Here is a 21715-nt window from a genome sequence, read left to right on the forward strand (position 1 = left end):
CGCGGCACGGCAACGAGGCCGTCCCCCGACACTCACCGGGGAGTCACGGCCCATGGGTTGGGCCGCAGCATCGATACTTCCCCAATGAGGCATCGCTGCGCGTCGAGGGAGTTCTTCCCCTCGCTGACGCGGCGGACGACATACGTCTTCGTGGCGGAATCCAGCCGCATCCTGATCAGGGTGATGGTGTGCATCGCTCGATTCAGCTGGCGGTCTCCTCCCCTGTTGAGCCGGTGCTTGTTCGTCAGGCCGGAGGAGGCCGGGATAGGGGGCGACACCGGCGAAGGACGCGAAGGCCGCCTCGGAACGGAACCGGCCCGGGTGTGACCAGCTGACCAGGATCTGAGCTGCGGTGATCGGGCCGACACCGACAAACTTCAATAGTTCTGGCACCTGCGCGGACAATCTGGAGGAACTCGTTCTCCAGCTTGCGCGCTTCCTCCTGCAGGTGCCGGACGCGCTGGACTGCCCACGCACAACGCCACCGTCGCCGGACAGGACGGCAGCCAGGCCAGTCCCTTCTACCTTCAGTACAACTATGCCATCAAGGGCAGCCCCGGCTGGGCCCTCACCTTCACAAGCGGCGACACGACCAGCCCGGCCTTCACTGACGCCTTCGCCTCCGGAGCCACCGCGAACACTTGGACCCACCTGGTCGGCGTCTACAACGCCGCCACCAAGACGGCCCAGCTGTACGTCAACGGCACGCTCGCCGCAACCGCGACCAACGTGACCTCCTGGAGCGCCACCAACGCGTTCTCCATCGGGCGCTCGAAGTACAACGGGAACAACACCGACTTCTTCCCCGGCGCCATCAGCGACGTCCAGGCGTGGAACTACGCGCTGACCCCCAACCAGGTCACCCCCCTCTACCAACAGATCCAGTAGCAGCAAAGGAAACAGCAAACCCATGTCCTTCACCACCGGCTCCGGCCGGCACGCCAAGCCACGCCGGGCGCGCACCTCGGGATCAAGCCCGCCCGCCGACGAGGACGAGAAGCCGCCCCCGCGCCGTACCCAGGCCGACTAGTGGGCGATGAACTACGCGGCCGCCCGCAGTTCTTCGAGCGCGAGGGACGTCTGCGGGTACCGCGCAAGCACGTCGAGACGATCGTCGGCGAGGACCAGGAGGAGCGGGAGCTCTGGCTCGGAGCATGGATCGGGAACCAGCGCTCGCGGGCTGCGACGCTGTCCCCGGAGCGGGTGGAACAGCTGTCCTCGATCGGGATGCGCTGGACATGGCGCCGTACGGACCGGCAGCGTGACGGACAGGGTGATTCCTGTCCGCCCCCGTCGTCAGGCGAAGAGACCAGCGGCAAACACTGTGCCCGCGCCCAGGCCGAAGAAGATGAAGGACCACTGCACATGGCGGTGCTTGCGCCAGGCGATATGGCTCATCTTGATCAGCTGCTGGCTGAGGACAGGTAGGACGTCAGCCTGAACCAGGGCTGCCGTCACTTCGGTGGTCTCGCGGTGCCGTAGGTGGCCGAAGTAGATGAAATTGGGAGACGAAGGTGGAGTTGTTGGTCAGGCTGTTGAGCTTGACCCAGGCGGAGACGCTGAAGCTGTTGCTGTCAGTGGTGGTGCCGTCGGCGGGGTCGCTGTGGGTGCCGGTGTTCAGGGCGCTGGAGGTGTTTGGCACCCCCTGGAACGCCACCGGCCCCGTCCAGACCGGCCGCCGCCTGTACCAAGGCGCCTACGGCGAATACGCCAACGCCGACATCAGCAACGTCCAGCTCTATGGCGCCGCGCTCCCCCCATCCGAGATCAGCGCACTCGACTGCAGCTGAGCACCCACGCCGTGCGGGCCCCGGCTCACCCAGTGCCGGGCCCGCTTTGCTTCAGCCGGCCCGCCGTTCCCGCGGCCGCTCCCCCACGCCCCGACCTACAAGTTCCCGCACAGCCGTTCCACCGCCGTTCGCAGCCACCCCTCACGGCGGGTCGTCCCGCATCGGAACCTGCTGCACGACTTCTTTGCGATCTTGTTGCAGATACTTTCTTCATACATGCAGTCACCTCATGGGAACCTCTGCATCGCTTGCACAGAACATGACCAGACTGCCTCTGAACGGTGTACGAGCCGCGTCCTCCACCAGTGGCGCTCCGGCCGCAACTGTCAAGCAATCAAACAACACCGCCTTCGGCCCCAACACGAAGGTGATGACGGCCAGTTATCTCGAGGGCGACGGCTAGGCCACCTCGTCATCTGCCACAACCACGCGGTCCCGACCCCGGCCGTGTGCACCCCCGCCCCGGGCAACGGTGCTTTCGCCCCACCCGTCCACCACTACACCGACCAGTAACGACACCCCACGCCAACCAACAATCGGGCCGGGCACCCTGGACGGGGCCCGGCCCGGCTCACTCCCAAGGAGGAATGGGTGGCCCAGCACACCCTGAGGAGCGGATGCATCGCGGTCGCCGCGGCATGCGCCCTCGCCACGGGGGCTGTGCCCCTGACCGCGGCCGCGGCCTCGGCCGACACATCCGGTGAGACGGTCATACCGGCCGCGCTGCTGTACAACCCGCCCAGCGAGGTCGTCCTCTTCGCGGGTAGCGATGGCTTCCTGCACCGGTACCACAACCAGTCCGGCTACGTCTGGACGAAGTACGCGGGCGGAGCGGACATCCCCATGCCCGAGGTCACGCCCACCGCCCAGAACGCCCAGTCACCCGGGTACTGGGGCGCCGGCTCCGACATGGTGGCAACGCCGTCGGCCGACGGGTACCAGCTGCACGACATGGACTCCGGAACGACGACCACCATCGCCCCCGGTGCCGGACAGAGTTACCTGGGAACCTTCGACTCGCGCGTGCTGACCGTCGCCAAGGCCACGGACGGGACCGTCACGGGCTTTCATGTGCTGACCACTGTGGACGGTCAGCAGACCGACACCCCGGTCACCGGCTGGCCCTCGGGTGCCGCACCGCAGGCCCAAGTGCTCGCGGGAGACGCCGGCTCGGTGGTGATCCGCTACACCGACAGCAGCAGCACCACCACGGAGAGCCGAATGGCGCTGGTGGACCTGTCGACGGGTGCGGTGACGCCCGTAAACTCAGGACCGCTGGCCTCCGGCACTCACGTCGTACTGTCGGGCAAGTACATCGCCTGGTATTCGATGACGGCAGTCCCCGCGAACGGGACGGCCGGGCAGGTCTTCTTCATGGCGCGCTCCGCCCCCGACGGCACGGTGAGCACCGTGCAGGTCCCGCCGGCTCCGCTGGGCAGCGGATACAGCAGCGTCCTGCGCTACCTGGGTATCGCCGGCGACTCCCTGCTGATCACCTACGGGGTGTCGCACAGCGGACCGCTCACCGAGGACGACACACTCGGCTACCCGCTCTACACGATGCCGCTGTCCGGCTCCGCCACCGTGACCCCGGTCCTGGACCACGCCAGCATGAACGTCCTCCGCCAAGCACCGAACGGGGTCGTTGCCCTCGGTGGCCCTGCTGCCACCGACTGGGCGGCGCGCCTGTTCACCGCCGGCCCGGATGGCACCCCGACGGGGACGGCCGTGGACTCCGACCCCGACGTCCCCGCTCCCCTCGACGGCCTGGCCCTCGGCGGTGGGCGGCTTTACACGGTCCAGCGCGCGGCAAACGGCGGTGATTACGTCTACGACCGGAGCGTCCAGCCTGGCTCCCCGCCCTCCTACGGCCCCCGGCAGGGCTTCAGCGATACCCTCGCTCCCACCGACTGTGACGCCGCGACCACCTGCAACCCGCCCGTCGCCAACGGCGACGGGAGCATCTCCCAGCTGCGCCCGGGCGCCAGCGCCCAAGGCGACGCCGTCGTCGTGAAGATTCCCGCTCTGAACCCGATCCTGGTCACGCCGGGAGCCACCGGCGGCGCCCTCGTCGACGCCGAGGGCCCCTACGTGGTCTACAACGGCGGCTCCACGAAGAAGCAGTACATCGGTGACGCCGACGCGGGCGGCACCAGCCACGTGCTCTTCAGCCGCCCGATATCCGCGGCCGCGCTGTCCGGCTCCACCGTGTGGGTCCCCGGTCCCGCCGCCGGAACGCTGACCCAGATCGACCTCACCACACAGCGCACCGTCCAGACCGTCGCGACCGACGCCCCGTGCGTGCCCAGCGAGCTGCAGGCCGCCGCCCAGCACTGGGTGTACTGGTCCTGCGGGCCCTCGGGCCCGGCCGGCGTACACGACCTGGCCACCGGCAAGGACATACCCGTACCCGCCCATCTCGCCGAGCTCGGCGACGGATTCGTCGTCGAACACGACACGACGGCGGGCAAACTGACCCTCACCGACGTGCACACGGACACCGCCGCCACCTCCGACCTGGCCGACCTTCCCGCCGGACCGGTCACCGACGACCGCCGCGTGACCTGGGCCGTCGACAAGTACCAGGGCACCATCGCCTACCTGGACAGCGGAAAGAACGTCCACCTCGCCGACCCCCACATCCCCGCCGCCGGCCCCGCACCCGCCACAGGCTCCTTCATCTACCCCGGCCAGCACCTGCTCCCGGGGCACAGTCTCAGCAGCTCCACCATGACGCTGACCATGCAGACCGACGGCAACCTCGTCGCCCGCCTGAAGACCGGCAGCGGCAGCGGCCAGACGGTCTGGTCGACCGGGACGAACGGCAACTCGGGTGCGTACGCGGTGATGCAGACAGACGGCGAGCTCGTCGTCTACAAGAGCAGCGGGGGCCCCGGCAAGGGCGGCGCCCTGTGGTCCGGACCTGCAGACGGCGCGCCGGGCGCGTACGCCACCGTGCAGGACGACGGCAACATCGTCGTCTACGAGCAGGCCAGCACCACACCGCTGTGGGCGAGCGGCACCTACGCCCGCCGGCAGACCATCGCCTCCAACGCCACCCTCAAGCCCGGCTGGTGGACCCAAGGCACCTACACCCGCCTGGTCATGCAGATGGACGGCAACCTCGTGATGTACCGTCGACGCGACGGCGCCGCCATCTGGTCCGCCCGCACCTCCGGCCATGCGGGCGCGTACGCCGTGATGCAGACGGACGGCAACCTCGTCGTCTACAAGAGCACCGGCGGTCCCGGCAAGGGCGGCGCTCTGTGGGCCACCGGCACCAGCGGCCACTCCGGCGCCTACGCGTACATGCAGAACGACGGCAACCTCGTCGTCTACAAGAACACCGGCGGTCCGGGCAAGGGCGGCGCCCTGTGGGCCACCGGCACCAACACCACCGCACGATGACCAAGCCCTGAGGATTCGGGTGTGATGGGTGCCCGGCCGGTAGGACCGGCCGGGCACCTGCCACCTTCAAAAGCCGCGTTATTTCATGGAGTTGGAGACCGCAGCGTGATCAGTAGGAGGTGAGGCCCCGGCACGAGACCCTGTATCGCCTCCGGCGCCTGATCCTCAGGCGGGCCGCTTGGCCGTGACGACCAGACCCGGCCCGCTTTGCTCATCTGCCGGGAGCCGGAGTGCAGCGACCGGGCACAGCCGGCCTGCCCGAGCAGGCCCACGAGCTGCTCCGGCTGCCACTTGTGCGTCGTCCAACGAACGGGTACACCTCCGTAGGCTTCGGTGCGCACCGCGTCGTCGTCGCCGACGTGTGTTGCGGTGATGAAGTGTCCGCCCGGCTTCAGGGAGCGCGCGAACAGGGCGAGAACCTGGGGAAGGACGTCGCGAGGGAGGTGAACAGTGACCACCAGCCGAGCACGCCGCCAAGGGAGGCTTCACCAAGGCCATGGATGGCGACGGATGTCGCCCATTCCCGTCGTCGCCACCACGTAGGCGTAGTTGTCGGCCACGCGGTCATTGGACTCACGGACCACGTCGACATCGGCCGGGCGGTCGATACGGCGTGCGCGCATCAGCCAACGATGGGACAACCGTCTTGTACCGGTGGGTTGGGGTTTTCAACTGTCACAGTTCTCCGGGGCAGCCTGACCGCGACCTCATTTCCTCCCGCCTGACCGCCAGCCTCCGCCAGAGCTCACCAGCCCTGTTGTGCGGCACGCGCCGATCACCGCCCGCGGCCAGCACGGGCCCTTGTCCACAAGGGGCAGACTAGGGCTGTCGGGGCACACGCCCACGCAAGGGGTAACCGTGGCCGGGGCGCCCTGCTGTTCGGCCTTTCGCCCGGCTGCCGTAGGTCAGGCGGGCGGCCCCTCGCCAGAGCGCGGAGACGGGCCGCCCGTGGGATCACACGAACCCGATCATCAGCCTACTCATCGGCCAGCCAAGGTCGCAGCGCCCGCGATGTCAGCCGACCGCCTGACCGGGTATGATCCGGCGGATGTCACCGTCGCGGAGGCGCCAGGCGGCAGATGTTGTCCGCGCGGATGCCCGCGGCGTCCATGGTGAGATCGAACTCCACCGGCTCGCCTGCGACCAACGCTCCCTCCCCGGGCCCCTGGACCGCCGACCGGCACGCGACGGCATCGAGCCCTGCGCCGTCCATCACGACGCGCCCCACACCACGCTCCGGATCGAACCACTTCACCACTCCCACAGGCACGCCCATCACCCCCACACAGTGGCCGGTGGTGATCGCAGAGCCTCCACCCGTGCCCGCCCGGCATCCAAGGGCGCGTCACCGGGCGCGCGAGGCACGCAGGCGGCGCCCGCTCCAGCCCTCACCACCACGCGCCGCAGCGCCCCAGCCATCTGCTGATCACTCAACCTGACCCGCCCGCGCGTGGCGGGTCCGCAGAGATCTCACCTCTTGACAGAATGCCCTGGTGAAGCCGCTGCCGGTTCCCTGCCCCGCGCACCTCATCCCCGACGCCACCAGCACCGACGCCTTCCACGACGTCTACCGCAACGCCATGGCGCACAACGCCGTATTCGTCGCCATCGAATCCGAAAAACGCCAGGGGTGGACGGTGAAGGCCGACACCCTCACCGCCGGCACCGGCCACAGGGTGGCCGATGCCGTCAACGAGGCCGTCCGGGACGATCAGCCGCCTGGTCCACAGCCATGAGGTCGACCTGGACGCCTACGCGGAGCCGGTCTACTTCATGATGCACGGCGTGCGCAGCGAAGAACGCGCCCGTGAACTCGCCGCCACACTCCACGCCGCCCTTTACGGCAACCTGGAACCCCTGGCCCGCGCCGTCCCTCCCACACCCTGACGCGCACGCCATTCCCACGGCCGGCACCTGTGTGCACGCGGCGCACGGGCATGGGACGGCTGCAGCGCTGGGAGAACGGTGCAGCCGGGCGGGCGGTCCCGCAGGATCCGCACACTCTGCGGGATGCGCAGGCGCCGCCGGGGAATCGGGCCCGCCGCACCGCCCGTCCGGGTGGTCATCCTGCAGCCCATCCGGTGGCCGGCCGGCTGCGGCACGCCAGCTGCGCACCATCGGTTCCCCGAACAGCTCGTAGACGCTCACCTGGGCAGGTCACGCACCACGACGGACACCACCGCGGGGATCACGGTGGTCACCGCGATGGCGACAATGGCGACTATGACCGCCCGACCGTTCCACGACGCCAGCCGCCTCGTCACGCGTCCATGCACGCCGGCATCGGTGTGACTGTCCGACCAGGGCGAGAGCCAGTACACCTCCAGCGAGGCCGCAAAGGGCTGCGCATCACCGTTGTGAGCATCCACGCACTGCCAACGAACGGTCCGGCTCGTAGGCTTCGGCCATGACAGAGATCCACACCCCGACGCCCTGCGACGCCTTCGAGCTGCTGCTGGCCGGCAACCGGCGCTTCGTCGCCGGCACTCCTGAGCACCCCAACCAGGACGCCGCCCGCCGCGCCGAGACCGCCCCGTCCCAGCAGCCCTTCGCCGTGCTGTTCGGGTGTTCCGACTCCCGGCTGGCCGCCGAGATCATCTTCGACCGCGGCCTGGGCGACCTGTTCGTGGTGCGCACCGCCGGCCACGTCATGGGCCCGGAGGTACTGGGCAGCATCGAGTTCGGCGTGGACGTGCTGGGCTGCCCGCTGGTCGTGGTCCTCGGCCACGACTCGTGCGGCGCGGTCGGCGCTGCGTGCTCCGCCCTGGAGAACGGCATGACACCGGCCGGATACGTCCGGGACGTCGTCGAGCGCGTGACCCCCAGCGTGCTGGCCGCGCGGGCCGCCGGACAGGTCGAGCCTGAGGAGATCCTCGCCGAGCACATAAGGCACACCGCCGACCTGCTCCTGGACCGCTCCCGGGTCCTCGCCGACAAGGTCGCCGCCGGGCAGGCCGCCGTGGTGGGCCTGCGCTACCGACTGGCCGACGGCAGCACACAGCTCGTCGCCGCCCGCGGCCTCGACGCCACAGTCCCCGCAGCGTCCTGACCGCCCCGGCCGTGGCTGCTTAGCGCGATGGCTGTGCACGCGGAAGCGGGAGTCGTTTCGACGTGACTTCGGGAGGCACTCCCTGGCTCGGTCGCGTGATCGATGTCGATGAGTTCGGGAGTCACTGCGGCCTTCCTCGCGGGCCGTGTGTGGCCGTCGTTCGCCGACGGAAAGGGCCCGCAGCTATCGAGGAACGGCCCAGAGCGCCGCACGCCGCTGTCCTGTGCCGCCGATTCCTTCAGCGTGTGCCAAGGAACTTTGGATGGCACGGGGTTGGTCGTCAAGGGTGGTGGTCGTAGGGCTTGCGGGTGCACCGGATCCCCGCCACCCTTCAGCTGAGCTGTTCGGCCAGTCCGACGATGATGCCCTCGGGGCCGCGGACGTAGCAGAGCCGGTAGCTGTCCTCGTACTGTGCCAACTCGCCGACGAGTTCGGCGCCCTGGGTGCGCAGGCGGGCAACGGTGTCCTCGATATCGTCGACGGCAAACATGACGCGGTGCGTGCCCAGAATGTTGTGTGGCCTGTTGCGCGGCCCGGCGCTGATCGCCGCAGGGCTGCGGTACTTCGCCAGCTCGAGCCGGCTGTGACCGTCCGGGGTCCGGAGCATCGCGATGTCACAGCGGACACCGTCGAGCCCGGTGCACTGGTCGGCGACGAGACCCTCGGCCTCCGCCCTGCCCTCCAGCTCCATACCGAGTTCCACGAAGAACGCGATGGCGGCATCCATGTCCTCGACGACGATGCCGACGTTGTCCATTCGCTGAATCGCCATGCTGGTTTCTCCCTCTGCCGCGTGCGGCCGGTGGTGCCCGCTGATGCTCCTGGGACGGAGCAGGCGGCACGTTCTCGACATCCTGCGCCCCACCACTCAACCGAGCACCGTCCCCCACGCCGACCTGGCGCGGGCCGCGGGCTGCGAGGTGTGCCGGGAATGAACATCTACCATCTTGCATTCGCTGGTCACGGGGCTGGTGTGTGGTGGGTTGTGTACTCGTGCTGGTCGGGGGCGATTGTCTGGCGTCAAGACGCGAACCTGCTTGACCATGACCGGCGTATCCGCCCGTCGCACCACGTCCATGATCCGCTGGTGGTCCACAGGCAGGACCGGCTCGTCGCGCACCTCTTGAAGCTGTTGGCTCAACTTCTCTGTCTGCAGCTCCAGTTCGGCCTTGCGGGCCGTGATCAGTCCATGAAGGTCCGGTTCTGTATCCCTGGCCGCCTGACGCACTTCCCGCCCGGATCGTACGGACAGGTACCTTGCTCACGTCGGGGAATCCGTGGATCTCTGATCACCTGAACGGCAGACGGTGCGGGAGGTCAGTGCGGCGTTCGCCGGACTTGGGCAGTGGTTGGACGACTGCGCGTGCCGGAGGGTCAGACATTCCTGATCAGCCCGGGCGGCGAGTACGACGTCCTGTTGAGACGTGGGCGGGCCGGCCCGGAGTATCTGCTCCGGGCCGGCCCGCCCACGCACTATCAGTATGCGGCGGGGACGGGGTGGTGGGTTGGTGCGGGTGTCTCCTTCGGATCGGGCTCGGCCGGCACCGCAGAGGCAGCGGAGGCAGGGGCGTAGGGGATCTCGCCGCGCAGGACGGCCTTGGCTCGGTCCTCGTCGAGCTCGCACTCCCAGCGGGCGACGGCCAGGGTGGCGACGCCGTTGCCGACCAGGCTGGTCAGGGCGCGGGCTTCGGACATGAACCGGTCGACGCCGAAGATCAGCGCGAGGGCGGCGGGCGGGACGTGCGGGACGGCGCTGAGTGTGGCGGCCAGGGCGATGAAGCCGGAGCCGGTGACGCCTGCCGCGCCCTTGGAGGTGAGGAGCATGACGGCGAGCATGGTCAGCTGCTGGGTGAGGCTGAGGTGGATGCCGAGGGCCTGGGCGAGGAAGACCGAGCCCATGGTCAGGTAGATGGCGGTGCCGTCGAGGTTGAAGGAGTACCCGGCGGGCAGCGTGATGCCGACGACCGGTTTCGAGGCGCCGGCGTGCTGGAGCTTGGCCATCATGCGCGGCAGGACGGGCTCGGTGGAGGAGGTGCCCAGGACGATCAGCAGTTCTTCCTTGATGTAGCGAAGGAAGGGCAGCAGTCGCAGTCCGTTCAGGCGCATCACGGTCCCGAGGACGACCAGGACGAAGAGGAGGGCGGTGAGCCAGAACGAGCCGACCAGCAGGGCCAGGTGGCGCAGGGTGCCCAGGCCGTAGTGGCCGATGGTGAAGGCCATCGAGCCGAACGCGCCGATGGGGGCGAGCCGCATGATCCAGCGGATGAGCGTGAACAGGACTGTCGAGAACTTCTCGATGCCCCGGGCAATGCTCAGGCCGGCTTCTCCGCTGGCGTGCAGGCCGAAGCCGAACAGCACCGACACCAGCAGCACGGGCAGGATCTCGTTGCCGGTCAGGGCGCTGACCAGGGTGGCCGGGATGGTGGCGAGGAGGAACTCGGTGAAGTCCTCGTGGGCCGTGGTCGCCTCCGGCGGCAGGGCCTTGGTGGACAGGGTCGAGAGGTCGATGTGCAGACCGCTGCCCGGCTTGACGACGTTGACGACGACGAGGCCGATCACCATGGCCACGGTGGTCAATACCTCGAAGTAGACCAGCGCCTTCAGGCTCACGCGGCCGACCGCGCGGGCGTTGCCCATGGAGGCGATGCCGTGGACGACCGTGCAGAAGATGATCGGCGCGATGAACATCTTCACCAGCGCGATGAAGCCGTCGCCGAGCGGCTTGAGGTCAGCGCCGACGGACGGCCACAGCCCGCCCACGGCGGCGCCGAGGAGGACGGCGATCAGGCACTGGACGTACAGGTGGGACAGCATCCGGCGGATGCGGCCCGGTGGTGCGGTGACGGTACCCGGGGCGGCGTCGTTGCGGCTCATGCGGGGCGTCCTTCCAGGACGGGAACGAGGAGTTCGGCTCGGGCGATACGCCGGGCGGCACGGTGCAGCAGCACCGTGGGGGACGCGCCGTCCGGTGCGGGGACAGCTCGGGTGGTGACCACGCCGGCGGGGGTGCCCAGGCGCAGCGTGCCGTCGGCGGTCCGCCGGGCGACGCGGTGGGCGAGGGTGCCAGGGGTGGCGGCGGCCGTGGCCAGGGCCACGGCGGAGGTCAGGCCGATCGCCGGGTGCGGGGCGTGCATGGAGACCATGCGCACGGCCAGGTCGTACTCGTCCTGGTTGACGAGGATGCCCTGTGTGGTGCGATAGAGCGCGGGTCGGGCGACGATGCCCACCTTCGGCACCGCGTGGCTGACCGGATCGCCCTCGCGGGCCAGGCCCATGGCCAGCGCTGCCTGGCGGCGCAGCAGCGTCAGCGCGGGCACTGCGGTGGCGAACGCGGTGAGGGATTCCGTGCCGTCGAGGCCGAACGCCTTGGCCTCGAACAGCGCGGCCGGAGCGCCGGCGTCCACGAGGGATGCCTCGACAAGGCCGTCCGGGCCGGTCAGCTCGTCAAGTGCCCGGCCGGTCGGCAGGGCGCGGCCGGTCGTCGAGCCCGCCGGGTCCAGAAACCCGAGCAGGACCGGCACGCCCGGCGCCGAGGTACCCGGCACCACGGCCGTGCCCTCCTCCGGGGCCACGCCCGCGGGGGTGGGGATCGTGCCGGTGAGACGGGCCCCGGTGTTGACGTTGAGCATGCGGACGGTGGTGGTGTCCGACACGATCGGCACGAGACCGTGGTGGACGGCGTACAGGGCCACGGCGGTGGCGCAGTTGCCGCAGTTGCTGGCCCACTCCACGCGCTCGTCGCCGATACCGACCTGCGCGAAGGCGTACTCGACATCCACGCCGGCCTGGGTCGACGCCTGTACGACGGCGGCCTTGGAGGTGGTGGAGGAGGCGCCGCCCACGCCGTCGATCTGACGGGGGTCGGCGGCGTTGAAGGCGGCGAGCAGGAGGGCATCGACGTCCACGCCCGTGGCGGCCACGTCGCGGTGGTCGAAGATCCAGCACTTGCTGGTTCCTCCGCGGATCATCTCGCCCTGCAGACGCAGCACAACCGACTCCTCACAGCCAGGGAAGGGGAAGTCCACCGACGGTCTCGCCGTGCGTGGTGTCCTCCACGGTGGGTTACGGCAGCGTGAAGTACAATCTCGGAAATCTGCATGGCTATTAAGCTGAAGTGAACGCTGGAGGTGGTGGCATGCTGGACGTCCGGCGCATCCTGCTGTTCACGGAGGTCGCCCGGCGCGGCTCGGTGACCGCGACAGCCCGCGCCCTCAACTACACCCCGTCAGCGGTATCGCAGCAGATCAGCCGCCTGGAAACGGAGGCAGGCCAGCCCCTGCTGGAACGCCACGCCCGGGGCGTCACCCTCACCGACGCCGGACGGGCGCTGGCCGAACGAGGGCAACGGATCGAACGCGAATTGCAGGCCGCGGAAAACGAACTCGCCGACTACGCCGGTCTGCGCGCGGGCACTCTGCGCATCGGCACCTTCCCCACCGTCGGCGCCTCGCTCCTCCCGCAGGCCGTGATCGCCTTCCGCGACGCCCACCCCGACGTACGGCTGACCGTCCGCAGCGCCCGCATCACCGGACTCTGGACCATGCTGGAGAACCGGGAGATCGAGATGTCGCTGATGTGGGACTACGACTGGAGCCGAATCGACCGGGAGGACATCGTCGTCACCCCGCTCCTCGACGACCCGCCGGCCCTTCTCGTCAGCGACCACCATCCGCTCGCCGGCCGCGACGCCGTCTCACTGGCCGACTTCGCACACGATTCCTGGATCACCCGCGCCGACCATCACCCGGTGGCCGAAGCCCTCGTCCGCGGCTGCCGCACCGTCGGCTTCGAGCCCCACATCGCCTACGAGGCCCACGACTACCAGGAAGCCCAGGCCATGGTCGCCGCCGGCATCGGCGTCGCCCTCGCCCCCACCCTGGCCCTGGAGGGCATCCGACCCGGCGTGAACGTCCTGCCCCTCCAGCCGCCGGCCCCCGTCCGCCGGATCCTCCTGGTGCGCATGGCCGACCACTCGCTCACCCCGGCCGCCCTGACCTTCGCCGGACTCCTCCGCGACGCCGCCGCGGCCCGAACCCTCTGACACCGAACCACGCCCACCGGTCATGGAACCGTCGCGCTCGCCGCGGGGAACCCAGGCCCCCGCAGTGAGAGTGGCGAGCGTCGGCTCCGGCAGTGACCAGGCCGAGGGTATGGTTGATCTTTTCCACTGCGAGTGGGGCCAGTGCGCCCGGTCAGCGGATCCGGGGCAGCGCCTTGTCCGGGTGCGTGGCATGCACGTACTTGACGGCGCTCTTGGGGTGGTCCACCTGAAGAACTGGCGCATCCTCACCAAGCTCCGCCTGCACGTCCGTCACGCCACCACGCTCCTGCGCGCCCTGCTCGTATTGACCGACATCGAGATCGCGCGCTGACAGATGACCTTGACGCCAGACAATCGCCCCCGACCAGCACGAGTACACAACCCACCACACACACCAGCCCCGTGACCAGCGGATTCAAGATGGTAGATCCTCAATGGGCCTACCAGCGGCCCTACACCTCAGATGCCGAGCGACAGGCAGCGTTTCCCGACTGGTTGGACTAGTGCAAGTTCCACCGACCCCATACCGGCATCGGCGGCCAAACATGGTCAGCGGGCCCCTCAGCATCCTGATGGGCGCAGCCGGAATTGCACACGACGCTCTGTTCGTCGCTGTTCGTCGCGTCCCGGTACGCCTACCGGTTCGACCTGACGTCCTGGGGCTGGATCCACCTTGTGATGGGAGTGGCCCTCGTCATTGCGGGCCTGGGAGTCCTGGCGGGCCGGAGTTGGGGTCGCGGGGCCGGTGTAGCGGTGGCAGCGATCAGCCTGATCACCCAGTTCATGTTCGTTCCGTACTACCCGTTGTGGGCCATCCCTGTGATGACACTCGATCTCCTGATCCTGTTGGCGCTGACGAGGGTCCATATCGAGACCAGTGGCGGTCACTGAACTCGGCACCCGGATCACCATTCGCCCGACGGCCAGCTCGCCAAGGCTGGCGAGCTGAACGGTGCCTCGAACATCCTCTTCCGCAACAACTCGGTCACCGGTGTGGTCGAGGGCCGCCCGAACAACGCGGTCTGGGGCGGCCTGAACGACATCCTGCACAGCCACAACTGGTCAACGGCGGCTTTTGAGCGCCCTCCCACAGCCCCACGGCGGCGATAGGAGGATGGCGGGCGTGTCGGGTGCGACCAGTGGTGGGCACTGCGCGGAGGGGGCCACGCCCATCCGAACGGCCACTTCGACTCGCCGGGCGGGATCTCCACACGGAAGATGAGTGGGATGGGTCGTATATGACGTAAGGGATCACCTATGCCCCCAAGCTCCTTCGGCCGCTCCCACATCATCGGTCACCGAGCCGTCGTGCCCGCGCTTGGCTGCGCCCTCGGGGCACTCGCCCTGATGGGTTGTGGCGGTGGCGGTCAGAACACCGGTTCCTCGCCCCGGCCGACACCCAGCAGCCCCAATGCGGCCTCCTTTTCCGGGATGCCGCCGTCGGCGCTCGCCTCCTCAGCGGCTTCCGCGATCGCCTCCGCCCACGCGTCCGCCTCGGCAGCGGCATCCTCCGCGGCTGCCCGCGCCTCGGAGTTCGAGGCCTCCGTGGACGCCGAGGCGGCCCGGGCCGGCGCCGCCGCCGAGAAAGCGCTCAAGAACGTTCAGGGCCGTGGCAACGCCCTGTCCGAAGTCAGCCTGATGGGCATGCCCCGGAGCCAGACGAGCGGGCTGCTCGCCGCCCTGGTCACGATCACGAACAAGACGCACCAGAAGGCGTCCTACGCCGTGCAGGTCGACTTCGCGGACTCCGCCGGCAAGGTCGTCGAGACCAGGTTCGTGGGAGCGGAGAACCTGGAGCCCGGTCACACGGAACAGCCCATCGCCTTCAGCAGACACCCGCAGAGCGCCCATCTGACGGCGCGTCTTGCCAAGGCCCAGCGGTACTGACGTGCGGGAGGAAGCGCCGTGAGCAGCCTGGTAGTCGTAGGAGTGGACGGCTCGTCGTCGAGCCATGCCGCGGTGGTCCAGGCCGCCCGGGAGGCCCAGCGGCGCCGTGCTGAGCTGCGTGTGGTGCACGCCTTCAGCTGGCCGGTCGGGCCCATGTACGCGCCGCTGGACCCGTCGCCGCTCAACGGCCTGGCGCACGATGCGGCACAGGCCGCCCGGAGTGTGGCGCCCGAGGTGGAGGTCGGCGAGGCCGTGATGATCGGCGGTGCGGTGTCGGTGCTGACGGCCGAGTCGCGCGCCGCGGACCTCGTGGTCGTCGGCCGCCGGGGCATCGGAGGCTTCGCCGGCATGCTGCTGGGTTCGACGGCGGTGTCCCTGGCCGCCCACAGCCACTGTCCGGTGCTGGTGGTCCGCGAGGAGCCGGACGACGCAGGGCCGATCGTGCTGGCCGTCGACGGCTCCCCCGCAGGCGAGGAGGCGGTCGAATTCGCCTTCACCGAAGCGGAGTTACGGGAAGCCGAGATCGTCGCCGCGCACGCGTGGCTGCCGGACCACGCGTCGGCCGGTACGGGCGTGGAGAGCGTGGAGCGGCTGCTGGCCCACGCGGTCGCAGGCCGTGCCGAGAGGTATCCGGACGTGACGGTCAGACAGGAAGTGCTGAGCGGCGAAACCCGCGAGGTCCTGATCGAGGCGAGCAGGAAAGCCCAGTTGACCGTAGTCGGAGCCAGGGGGCGCGGCGGCTTTTCCGGGATGCTCCTGGGTTCGGTGAGCCAGGCGCTGCTGCACCACGCGCACTGCCCGGTCGCCGTCGTCCGCGGCAGGGCCTGACCAGAGCCGTGCGCGCGGCCGTCAGGCGAAGACGACGCTGGATGCCGCCGGTACCGGCAGCGAACCGGCGCGGTGCGGGACGCCGGTCGCGAGGTCCACGTCCAGCCAGGTGACGTCGCCCGAGCGCTCGTTGGCCGCGTACAGCCGCGTACCTGAGGGGTGCAGAACCAGATCGCGCGGCCATCGCCCGCCGCACGGCACCAACGCGACCGGTTCCGCGTGCTCCCCGGCCGCGTCGAGGGCCAGGACGGCGATGGTGTCGGTGCCCCGCATCGCTGCCCACAGGTGGCGGCCGTCGGGCGAGACGACCGGCACCGAAAAGGAGACGGCCGCGTCGGCGCCGTCCGGGAACAGCGGCGCCGTCGCCGACCTGGCCGCAGACCTCCTGGCACGACAGCCGTAGCGCCGCCCCATCGCGGCTCCGTCGCCGCCTTCACACGCACAGGCCACCTCGGCATACCGAAATGGCCGTCACAACAGGGACAGCTGGGCTCGGGGTGCGAGCGCTCCCGGCGCACGATGATGCGTAAGCGCGACGCGCATGACTTGACAGGGAAGTGCAGTTCTCTGTCAAGTCTGCGTGCTGAGCAGCAGTCGGGGAGCTGACTCAATGACTGGGACCCCGGCGTGACTGCCGGGGCCCCAGGGTGCGGATGCTGTTCGCTTTGTTCCTCGTCCTGCTGCTGGGTCGGGCGCAGTCCGGCACTCCACTTCTCCTCGATGCGGCCGAACTTCCACATGGCGAGGGCGATGGCCCAGGTGGCGAAAAGGAGGCCGACGATGACGTGGCCGATGATGTTGAGGTCGAGGCCGCTGACCCAGTTCGCTCCGGCTGGGGCGTGCTCGCCTGGGAGCCGCTGGGCAGGTGGCTGATCGCGGAGCAGGTCTACGACCACCACGGCAACGCCGGCCACGGCAGCACCCTGCTGCTGGTCTTCGACGCCTGGGAGCACGCCTACCACCTGCAGTACAAGAACGTGCGCCCCGACGACGTCACCAAGCTGTGGGACCTGGTCAACTGGGAGGACATTGCCGCTCGCTACTCGGCAGCCGTCGAAGCCTGATCACACACAGGCCCCGGCCCGCGTCGAGGGACGCGGGCCGGGGCGCTGGGGACGCGGGTGTCCGCCAGTGGTCAGTCCGTGGACCGTACGGTGGGCATGGTAAGGCTGACCGGACCGGCGGGGCCGCTGCCGCTCTTGCAGGAGTCGTGGCAGCCCTTCTCCAGGCTGCAGCAGAGCGAGCAGATCGCGCCCTGATGGAAGGGGCAGCCCGCCATGTCGGGCCGCTCGAACTCGGTCGCGCACACCGAGCAGGTCAGGACGGCGGCCGAGGCCAGGCCGTCCGCGCCCAGCAGCGGCTCGTCCAGGTCGTCGACGCGGGCGATGTAGTACTTGCCCTTGGTCAGCACCGCGAACAGCGGCGAGAGCACCATCGCCAGGAACAGCGCGATGAAGGGCGAGTACGCCTTGCCGTAGTCGCCGAACGCCTCGAAGTAAGCGGCGATCGAGACGGCCGAGGCGATCAGCATCGAGCCGAAGCCGACCGGGTTGAAGTTGTACAGGTGGGCGCGCTTGAACTCGATGTACGACGGGCTGAGCTTCAGCGGCTTGTTGATGACCAGGTCGGCGACGACCGCGCCGATCCAGGCGATGGCCACGTTGGAGTAGAAGCCGAGGACCGTGTTGAGGAAGCCGAAGACGCCGCCTTCCATCAGGGCCAGGGCGATGCCGACGTTGAGGAAGATGTAGACGACCCGGCCGGGGTGACGGTGGGTGAGGCGGGAGAAGAAGTTCGACCAGGAGAGCGAACCGGAGTACGCGTTCGTCGAGTTGATCTTTATCTGGGAGAGGATCACGAAGAACGTGGCCAGGCCCAGGGCAACCGGAGCAGCGAACGTCTTGAACCCGGACATGTACTGCTGGATCGGCTCGTTGGCCTTGGCCAGGCCCACACTGCCGGCGATGTAGAAGGCAAGGAAGGCGCCGCCGATCTGCTTGGCCGCACCGAGCACCACCCAGCCCGGGCCGGCGGAGAGCACGGCACCCCACCACTTCTTGCCGTTGTCCGGCGTCTTGTCCGGCATGAACCGCAGGTAGTCGACCTGCTCACCGATCTGCGCGATCAGCGACAGCGCCACACCGGCGCCCGCGCCGACGCCGAGCATGCTGATGGTGGAGCCGGTCGGTGAGTTGCCGGCGAAGTGGGTGAACTTCGAGAACGTGCCCGGGTCCTGGATCGCGATGGACACGAACGGTGCGACCATCAGCACCAGCCAGACCGGCTGCGTCCACACCTGCATCTTCGACAGCGCGGTCATGCCGTAGATAACCAGCGGCAGGATAATGAGGGAGCAGATCAGGTACCCGACGGTGAGCGGGATGTGCAGGCCCAGGTCCAGGGCCTGAGCCATGATGGAGCCTTCGAGGGCGAAGAAGATGAAGGTGAAGCTGGCGTAGATGACCGAGGTGAGCGTCGAGCCGAGGTAGCCGAAGCCCGCGCCCCGGGTCAACAGGTCCATGTCGATGGAGTACTTGGCCGAGTAGTACGAGATCGGTATGCCGGTCAGGAAGATGACCACGGCCGCGGTCAGGATCGCCACCATGGCGCTGGAGAAGCCGTTGGAGATGGCGATCGAGCCGCCGATGGCGAAGTCGGCCAGGTAGGCGATGCCGCCCAGCGCGGTGGTGGCCACCACGTAAGGGGTCCAGCGGCGGAAGGACTTCGGCGCGTAGCGCAGCGAGTAGTCCTCCAGCGTGTCGTTCTTCGCCCAGTCGTTATAGGTCCGTCCGGCTGATGTTGCCGGCGCCTCTCTGTCGACGGTCTCCGTCACGACTCTTCCCTCTTCCGCATGCAGGGTCACCGCCCGGATGGCCCGGGGGAGTTCCACGGAAGTGTCACGCCGCACTGTTTCCCGGGCGTTTCGCATCCTTTAAATGAAGGCTCTCTAGTGAGCCTTTTGGTGACGCGCATAGATAAATGACTGGAGAGAATTCAAGGTTCATCGAAATGTGTGCCTTGAGGACCCCTGGACTGGCCTTTCTGGTATCACGAGTTCCCGGAGGGATTGGCTGTGACGGATTCCGATGGGAATTGCACGCCGCCTGGTGATGGGGTGCGCAAGCCGTCCAGTGCGTGGACGGTATTCCGCTGCTTGACGACCTGGTGAGTCCTCGCGCCGGCTGGCGCCCGCCGGGTCTCGGGGTGTCGCCGCGCATGCGTGGGGTGGTGCGCGTACGACCTGGTCGTCGCTGTGCCGAGGAGGATTGCTCTGCTTGATCCTGGGCGTGGAGAAGATCAAGGGCGGTGAGTTCGCCGCGAGCGCGGAGTGCAGCGGCTACGTGCTGGACGCCCAACTGCTGATGGACGTGCTCGGCAGCCTGAAGATGCCCGGCTCCTGGTTCCAGGTCTGCTGCAAGACAGCGGCCCTGCACAACGCCAACCGCGCGGACGACCAAGTCCGGCCAGCTGCCCGCGGCTTCGTGAAGGCCAACCAGCGCGACCTCCAGACCCGGTGCAACCTGTCGGTGGCCTCGGCCTGGCGCTGCTGAGAGGCTCGTGGTGGGTGCTCACGCTGGCGACGAGGCCGGTGAGTGGTTGGTCCGGGCCGACGCGCCGATGGGCGGCTGGTTTCGCCTGATCTCTCGCCGCGCGAAAGGTCTCTTCACGTCACGAAGGGAATCGGACATGCGAGCTTTCACCACAGCAGCACTGCCATCCTCGCAGGAGACCGGCAAATTGTGGCGTGCCAGGTGACGAAACACGGGTCGGTGCTCACGCGGGACGTGGCGGGTGCGATCCGGTGGCCCACTCGTTCGTCGGGATCAAGGGGCGGTGTCGCCGACGAACTCCGCCAACGCGTCGGCCGATTCGGAGGTCAGCCGGTAGAAGCCCTGGAGGCTGACCGACCGCTCGAGGCGGCCGTCGGCCACGTACTTCAGGCCACGGGTCTGACCTCGGCGATTACGCCAGGTAAGCCCCATCAAAAGATCACCAGGTATCGGCGGCGGCCGTGGGCGGGCTCGCGGTCGGTCAGTCGCCGTATTCGTAGGCGTCGGTGGTCAGATCCATGGTGCCGGTGCACAACTCGTGACGGGTCCGCAGCCAGGCGCGGCCCGGGTGGCGCCGTTGGTCGGGGCACCCCCGGATTGGCCCCGGCCTGCTGAAATTTCGGTTCTGCTGGTGCGGGGTCCCCCGTTGCAGGACGGTGCGGTCTTCATTCGGGTGAACGGCGCCGCGTTGCTGGACCTTGGCTGTGGTGGTGCCTATTGACTGGGTGCGTACGCCAGGCCTTCCAGGAGGACCACGATGTTTGGCAGGACTGTTCTCGCCGCCACGGCACTTGCCGCTAGCGCTCTGACCGTTCCGGCAACGCTTCCTCACGCCCACGCCGCAGCACGACGCGTCGTGAAGCTGAGCAACGCCGACAACGGCAGGACCGTCTTCGTCACTCTGGGCGAAAAGGTCGAGGTCAAGCTGAAAGCCACCTCAGGTAACGGGGTGAAGTGGGTGTGGGATGTACCCGTGACCTCCGCCACCCATGTACTGCGACGGGTTTCAGGAGGCACCGCTCCCAATGGCGACGCTCGAGCCACCTTCCGAGCCGAAGAGCTCGGAAGGAGCACCATCATCGCGCCCAGCCACTGCGTAGTCACAGCTCCTGGACACGTCTGCCCCCACCTCGGTGTTCTCTGGAGGGCCACCGTCGACGTCTTCTGACGGCTTGGCCCTGAGGGGCAGCGACGTGGGAGAGTCAGCCGTCCCGCGATGTCGGCACGCGTAGAGCGCGAACCGGTCGACGTCCAGGACGTCCTGCCGTGTCCGCCGACTCCTAGAGCTGGGCGTCCAGGTGGGCGGCGGCCCGGCGCTTGCGCCGGCCCCAGGACCGCTGGAGCTGACCTGCACGAACCGCTTCAGCGGGCGAAGCGGCCGTGGAGGGGGCGATGGAGGGGCCCATGGAAGGGACCTGCGGGGCCTGGTCCACGTCGTCGGCAGACGTCCGGTCGGCGGTGGAGTGCAGCTCTCGGGCAGCGTCGGATGTGGTCGGCGGACACGGTGTCCTCGGCATTCTCCGGCCTGAGGGCCGGGTCGGCGGTCATCCGGCCCGCGCACGGATCTGCGCACGGGCCGGGGCCACCGTGAGGAAGCACCCCTTGTCCGCGGTCTGACGGTCACCGCCGACGGGTGTCCGCATCGCCGAGCCCGGCTCCGAACCGGCGCCCGCGACGGACGGCACGGAAAAGTGCGGCCAGCCCATCCCCGGATCGACCGGGGTCAGGGCACAGGACTGTCCGGTCGCCTCGGTCTCGGCCGGCAGGCGCGCGGCCCGCGACCGGTCGTCGCCGACAGCCTGGGCGATCCGTTCGGCGGCCGCCGTCATCGGGGCCGGGTCCTTCAACCACCGGTGGCCGCCGTCCAGGTAGCGGCGGTCGACCGGGCGCAGCAGCCGCGCCGCATCGAGGACATCGGCCAGGCGGTGCTGGGCGGGGTCGGCGTGGCGGACCGTGTTGGTCGGCAGCGCAGGCACACCGAGCTGGTCGGCCAGGCTCACGGTGCGCGCGGCCAGCCGCAGCGATCCCGGACCGGTGCCCTGCCGTCCCAGTGCCGTCTTGTGAAGACATCGGCCAGTAGGGCCGATTGGGCCCCGCCACACCGACTCCGCTCTTGCTCGCCCCGCACCAGCCTCACGCGCGCCTCACGCCGGTCGGCACC

The 21715-nt window shown here is 69.0% G+C and carries 22 protein-coding genes and 7 pseudogenes; 15 read left to right on the forward strand and 14 right to left on the reverse strand.

Annotation, left to right across the window (positions count from 1 at the left end; genetic code table 11):
• Positions 1-32: 32 nt before the first annotated feature.
• Both ACWCQS_RS42930 and ACWCQS_RS42935 read right to left on the reverse strand, forming a co-directional pair.
• Positions 33-368 (reverse strand): transposase, encoded by a 336-nt coding sequence (locus ACWCQS_RS42930; protein ID WP_451009595.1) that lies wholly within the window; start codon positions 366-368, stop codon positions 33-35.
• Positions 322-477, reverse strand: a pseudogene (locus ACWCQS_RS42935) (hypothetical protein); the annotation flags it as partial. The pseudogene ACWCQS_RS42935 and the gene ACWCQS_RS42930, both read right to left, overlap by 47 nt.
• On the opposite strand from ACWCQS_RS42935, the gene ACWCQS_RS42940 reads away from it, so the two are divergent.
• Both ACWCQS_RS42940 and ACWCQS_RS42945 read left to right on the forward strand, forming a co-directional pair.
• Positions 466-888, forward strand: a complete 423-nt coding sequence (locus tag ACWCQS_RS42940) for a LamG domain-containing protein (protein WP_451009596.1) — start codon at positions 466-468, stop codon at positions 886-888. The pseudogene ACWCQS_RS42935 and the gene ACWCQS_RS42940 overlap by 12 nt on opposite strands.
• A gap of 141 nt (positions 889-1029) precedes the next feature.
• Positions 1030-1170: pseudogene (locus ACWCQS_RS42945) on the forward strand (hypothetical protein); the annotation flags it as partial.
• A 126-nt stretch (positions 1171-1296) separates the two neighbouring features.
• Here ACWCQS_RS42945 and ACWCQS_RS42950 read toward each other — a convergent pair.
• Positions 1297-1500, reverse strand: a pseudogene (locus ACWCQS_RS42950) (Pycsar system effector family protein); the annotation flags it as partial.
• A gap of 41 nt (positions 1501-1541) precedes the next feature.
• On the opposite strand from ACWCQS_RS42950, the gene ACWCQS_RS42955 reads away from it, so the two are divergent.
• Complete coding sequence (locus ACWCQS_RS42955) at positions 1542-1790, forward strand: hypothetical protein (protein WP_451009557.1); 249 nt, start codon at positions 1542-1544, stop codon at positions 1788-1790.
• A 591-nt stretch (positions 1791-2381) separates the two neighbouring features.
• Positions 2382-5198, forward strand: a complete 2817-nt coding sequence (locus ACWCQS_RS42960) for a hypothetical protein (RefSeq protein WP_451009558.1) — start codon at positions 2382-2384, stop codon at positions 5196-5198.
• Positions 5199-5683: 485 nt separating this feature from the next.
• Here the strand turns inward: ACWCQS_RS42960 and ACWCQS_RS42965 are convergent, their stop codons facing one another.
• Both ACWCQS_RS42965 and ACWCQS_RS42970 read right to left on the reverse strand, forming a co-directional pair.
• Entirely contained in the window at positions 5684-5821 is a 138-nt protein-coding gene (locus tag ACWCQS_RS42965) for a hypothetical protein (RefSeq protein ID WP_451009559.1), read from the reverse strand.
• 428 nt (positions 5822-6249) lie between these two features.
• Positions 6250-6468, reverse strand: a complete 219-nt coding sequence (locus ACWCQS_RS42970; protein ID WP_451009560.1) for a cold-shock protein — start codon at positions 6466-6468, stop codon at positions 6250-6252.
• A gap of 223 nt (positions 6469-6691) precedes the next feature.
• Between ACWCQS_RS42970 and ACWCQS_RS42975 the strand changes: the two genes are divergently transcribed.
• On the forward strand, positions 6692-6934 hold the full coding sequence (locus tag ACWCQS_RS42975; RefSeq protein ID WP_451009561.1) for a hypothetical protein: 243 nt from the start codon (positions 6692-6694) through the stop codon (positions 6932-6934).
• A gap of 408 nt (positions 6935-7342) precedes the next feature.
• On the opposite strand, the gene ACWCQS_RS42980 is transcribed toward ACWCQS_RS42975, so the two are convergent.
• Positions 7343-7567 carry a hypothetical protein gene (locus ACWCQS_RS42980; RefSeq protein WP_451009562.1) on the reverse strand — a complete coding sequence of 75 codons (225 nt, stop codon included), beginning with the start codon at positions 7565-7567 and terminating at the stop codon, positions 7343-7345.
• A gap of 38 nt (positions 7568-7605) precedes the next feature.
• Between ACWCQS_RS42980 and ACWCQS_RS42985 the strand changes: the two genes are divergently transcribed.
• On the forward strand, positions 7606-8247 hold the full coding sequence (locus ACWCQS_RS42985; RefSeq protein ID WP_451009563.1) for a carbonic anhydrase: 642 nt from the start codon (positions 7606-7608) through the stop codon (positions 8245-8247).
• A 331-nt stretch (positions 8248-8578) separates the two neighbouring features.
• On the opposite strand, the gene ACWCQS_RS42990 is transcribed toward ACWCQS_RS42985, so the two are convergent.
• The 3 genes from ACWCQS_RS42990 to ACWCQS_RS43000 form a co-directional block, all read right to left on the reverse strand.
• A complete protein-coding gene (locus tag ACWCQS_RS42990) occupies positions 8579-9019 on the reverse strand; it encodes a VOC family protein (RefSeq protein ID WP_451009564.1) in 441 nt (146 codons plus the stop codon).
• A gap of 704 nt (positions 9020-9723) precedes the next feature.
• Positions 9724-11121: a C4-dicarboxylate transporter DctA gene (gene dctA / locus ACWCQS_RS42995; RefSeq protein WP_451009565.1), complete on the reverse strand. Its 1398-nt coding sequence runs from the start codon at positions 11119-11121 to the stop codon at positions 9724-9726.
• Positions 11118-12236, reverse strand: a complete 1119-nt coding sequence (locus ACWCQS_RS43000) for a PrpF domain-containing protein (RefSeq protein WP_451009566.1) — start codon at positions 12234-12236, stop codon at positions 11118-11120. Before ACWCQS_RS43000 ends, dctA begins: the two co-directional genes overlap by 4 nt.
• A gap of 146 nt (positions 12237-12382) precedes the next feature.
• On the opposite strand from ACWCQS_RS43000, the gene ACWCQS_RS43005 reads away from it, so the two are divergent.
• The 6 genes and pseudogenes from ACWCQS_RS43005 to ACWCQS_RS43030 all read left to right on the forward strand — a co-directional run bounded on the left by ACWCQS_RS43005 (position 12383) and on the right by ACWCQS_RS43030 (position 16003).
• Entirely contained in the window at positions 12383-13288 is a 906-nt protein-coding gene (locus tag ACWCQS_RS43005; protein ID WP_451009567.1) for a LysR family transcriptional regulator, read from the forward strand.
• Positions 13289-13478: 190 nt separating this feature from the next.
• A complete protein-coding gene (locus ACWCQS_RS43010; protein ID WP_451009568.1) occupies positions 13479-13619 on the forward strand; it encodes a hypothetical protein in 141 nt (46 codons plus the stop codon).
• Positions 13620-13876: 257 nt separating this feature from the next.
• Positions 13877-14179 carry a DUF7144 family membrane protein gene (locus tag ACWCQS_RS43015; RefSeq protein WP_451009569.1) on the forward strand — a complete coding sequence of 101 codons (303 nt, stop codon included), beginning with the start codon at positions 13877-13879 and terminating at the stop codon, positions 14177-14179.
• A 4-nt stretch (positions 14180-14183) separates the two neighbouring features.
• Positions 14184-14398 (forward strand): annotated as a pseudogene (locus tag ACWCQS_RS43020) (hypothetical protein); the annotation flags it as partial.
• Between the two features lie 147 nt (positions 14399-14545).
• Positions 14546-15175 carry a hypothetical protein gene (locus ACWCQS_RS43025; protein ID WP_451009570.1) on the forward strand — a complete coding sequence of 210 codons (630 nt, stop codon included), beginning with the start codon at positions 14546-14548 and terminating at the stop codon, positions 15173-15175.
• Positions 15176-15193: 18 nt separating this feature from the next.
• Entirely contained in the window at positions 15194-16003 is an 810-nt protein-coding gene (locus ACWCQS_RS43030; protein WP_451009571.1) for a universal stress protein, read from the forward strand.
• A 21-nt stretch (positions 16004-16024) separates the two neighbouring features.
• Here the strand turns inward: ACWCQS_RS43030 and ACWCQS_RS43035 are convergent.
• Together ACWCQS_RS43035 and ACWCQS_RS43040 are read right to left on the reverse strand one after the other, a co-directional pair.
• Positions 16025-16360: pseudogene (locus tag ACWCQS_RS43035) on the reverse strand (lactonase family protein); the annotation flags it as partial.
• Positions 16361-16683: 323 nt separating this feature from the next.
• Positions 16684-16827, reverse strand: a pseudogene (locus ACWCQS_RS43040) (HoxN/HupN/NixA family nickel/cobalt transporter); the annotation flags it as partial.
• A 3-nt stretch (positions 16828-16830) separates the two neighbouring features.
• Between ACWCQS_RS43040 and ACWCQS_RS43045 the strand changes: the two are divergent.
• Positions 16831-17067: pseudogene (locus ACWCQS_RS43045) on the forward strand (Fe-Mn family superoxide dismutase); the annotation flags it as partial.
• A gap of 71 nt (positions 17068-17138) precedes the next feature.
• On the opposite strand, the gene ACWCQS_RS43050 reads toward ACWCQS_RS43045, so the two are convergent.
• Positions 17139-18836, reverse strand: coding sequence for a purine-cytosine permease family protein (locus tag ACWCQS_RS43050; protein WP_451009572.1), 1698 nt, complete (start codon positions 18834-18836; stop codon positions 17139-17141).
• A 442-nt stretch (positions 18837-19278) separates the two neighbouring features.
• On the opposite strand from ACWCQS_RS43050, the gene ACWCQS_RS43055 reads away from it, so the two are divergent.
• A complete protein-coding gene (locus tag ACWCQS_RS43055) occupies positions 19279-19554 on the forward strand; it encodes a hypothetical protein (RefSeq protein ID WP_451009573.1) in 276 nt (91 codons plus the stop codon).
• 273 nt (positions 19555-19827) lie between these two features.
• On the opposite strand, the gene ACWCQS_RS43060 is transcribed toward ACWCQS_RS43055, so the two are convergent.
• Positions 19828-19986 (reverse strand): hypothetical protein, encoded by a 159-nt coding sequence (locus tag ACWCQS_RS43060; protein WP_451009574.1) that lies wholly within the window; start codon positions 19984-19986, stop codon positions 19828-19830.
• A 424-nt stretch (positions 19987-20410) separates the two neighbouring features.
• Here ACWCQS_RS43060 and ACWCQS_RS43065 point away from each other — a divergent pair, with 424 nt between their 5' ends.
• Positions 20411-20722, forward strand: a complete 312-nt coding sequence (locus tag ACWCQS_RS43065) for a hypothetical protein (protein ID WP_451009575.1) — start codon at positions 20411-20413, stop codon at positions 20720-20722.
• Positions 20723-21098: 376 nt separating this feature from the next.
• Here the strand turns inward: ACWCQS_RS43065 and ACWCQS_RS43070 are convergent, their stop codons facing one another.
• Positions 21099-21554, reverse strand: a complete 456-nt coding sequence (locus ACWCQS_RS43070) for a hypothetical protein (protein ID WP_451009576.1) — start codon at positions 21552-21554, stop codon at positions 21099-21101.
• Between the last annotated feature and the right edge of the window lie 161 nt (positions 21555-21715).

It is taken from the genome of Streptomyces sp. NPDC002076 (genome assembly GCF_053593835.1).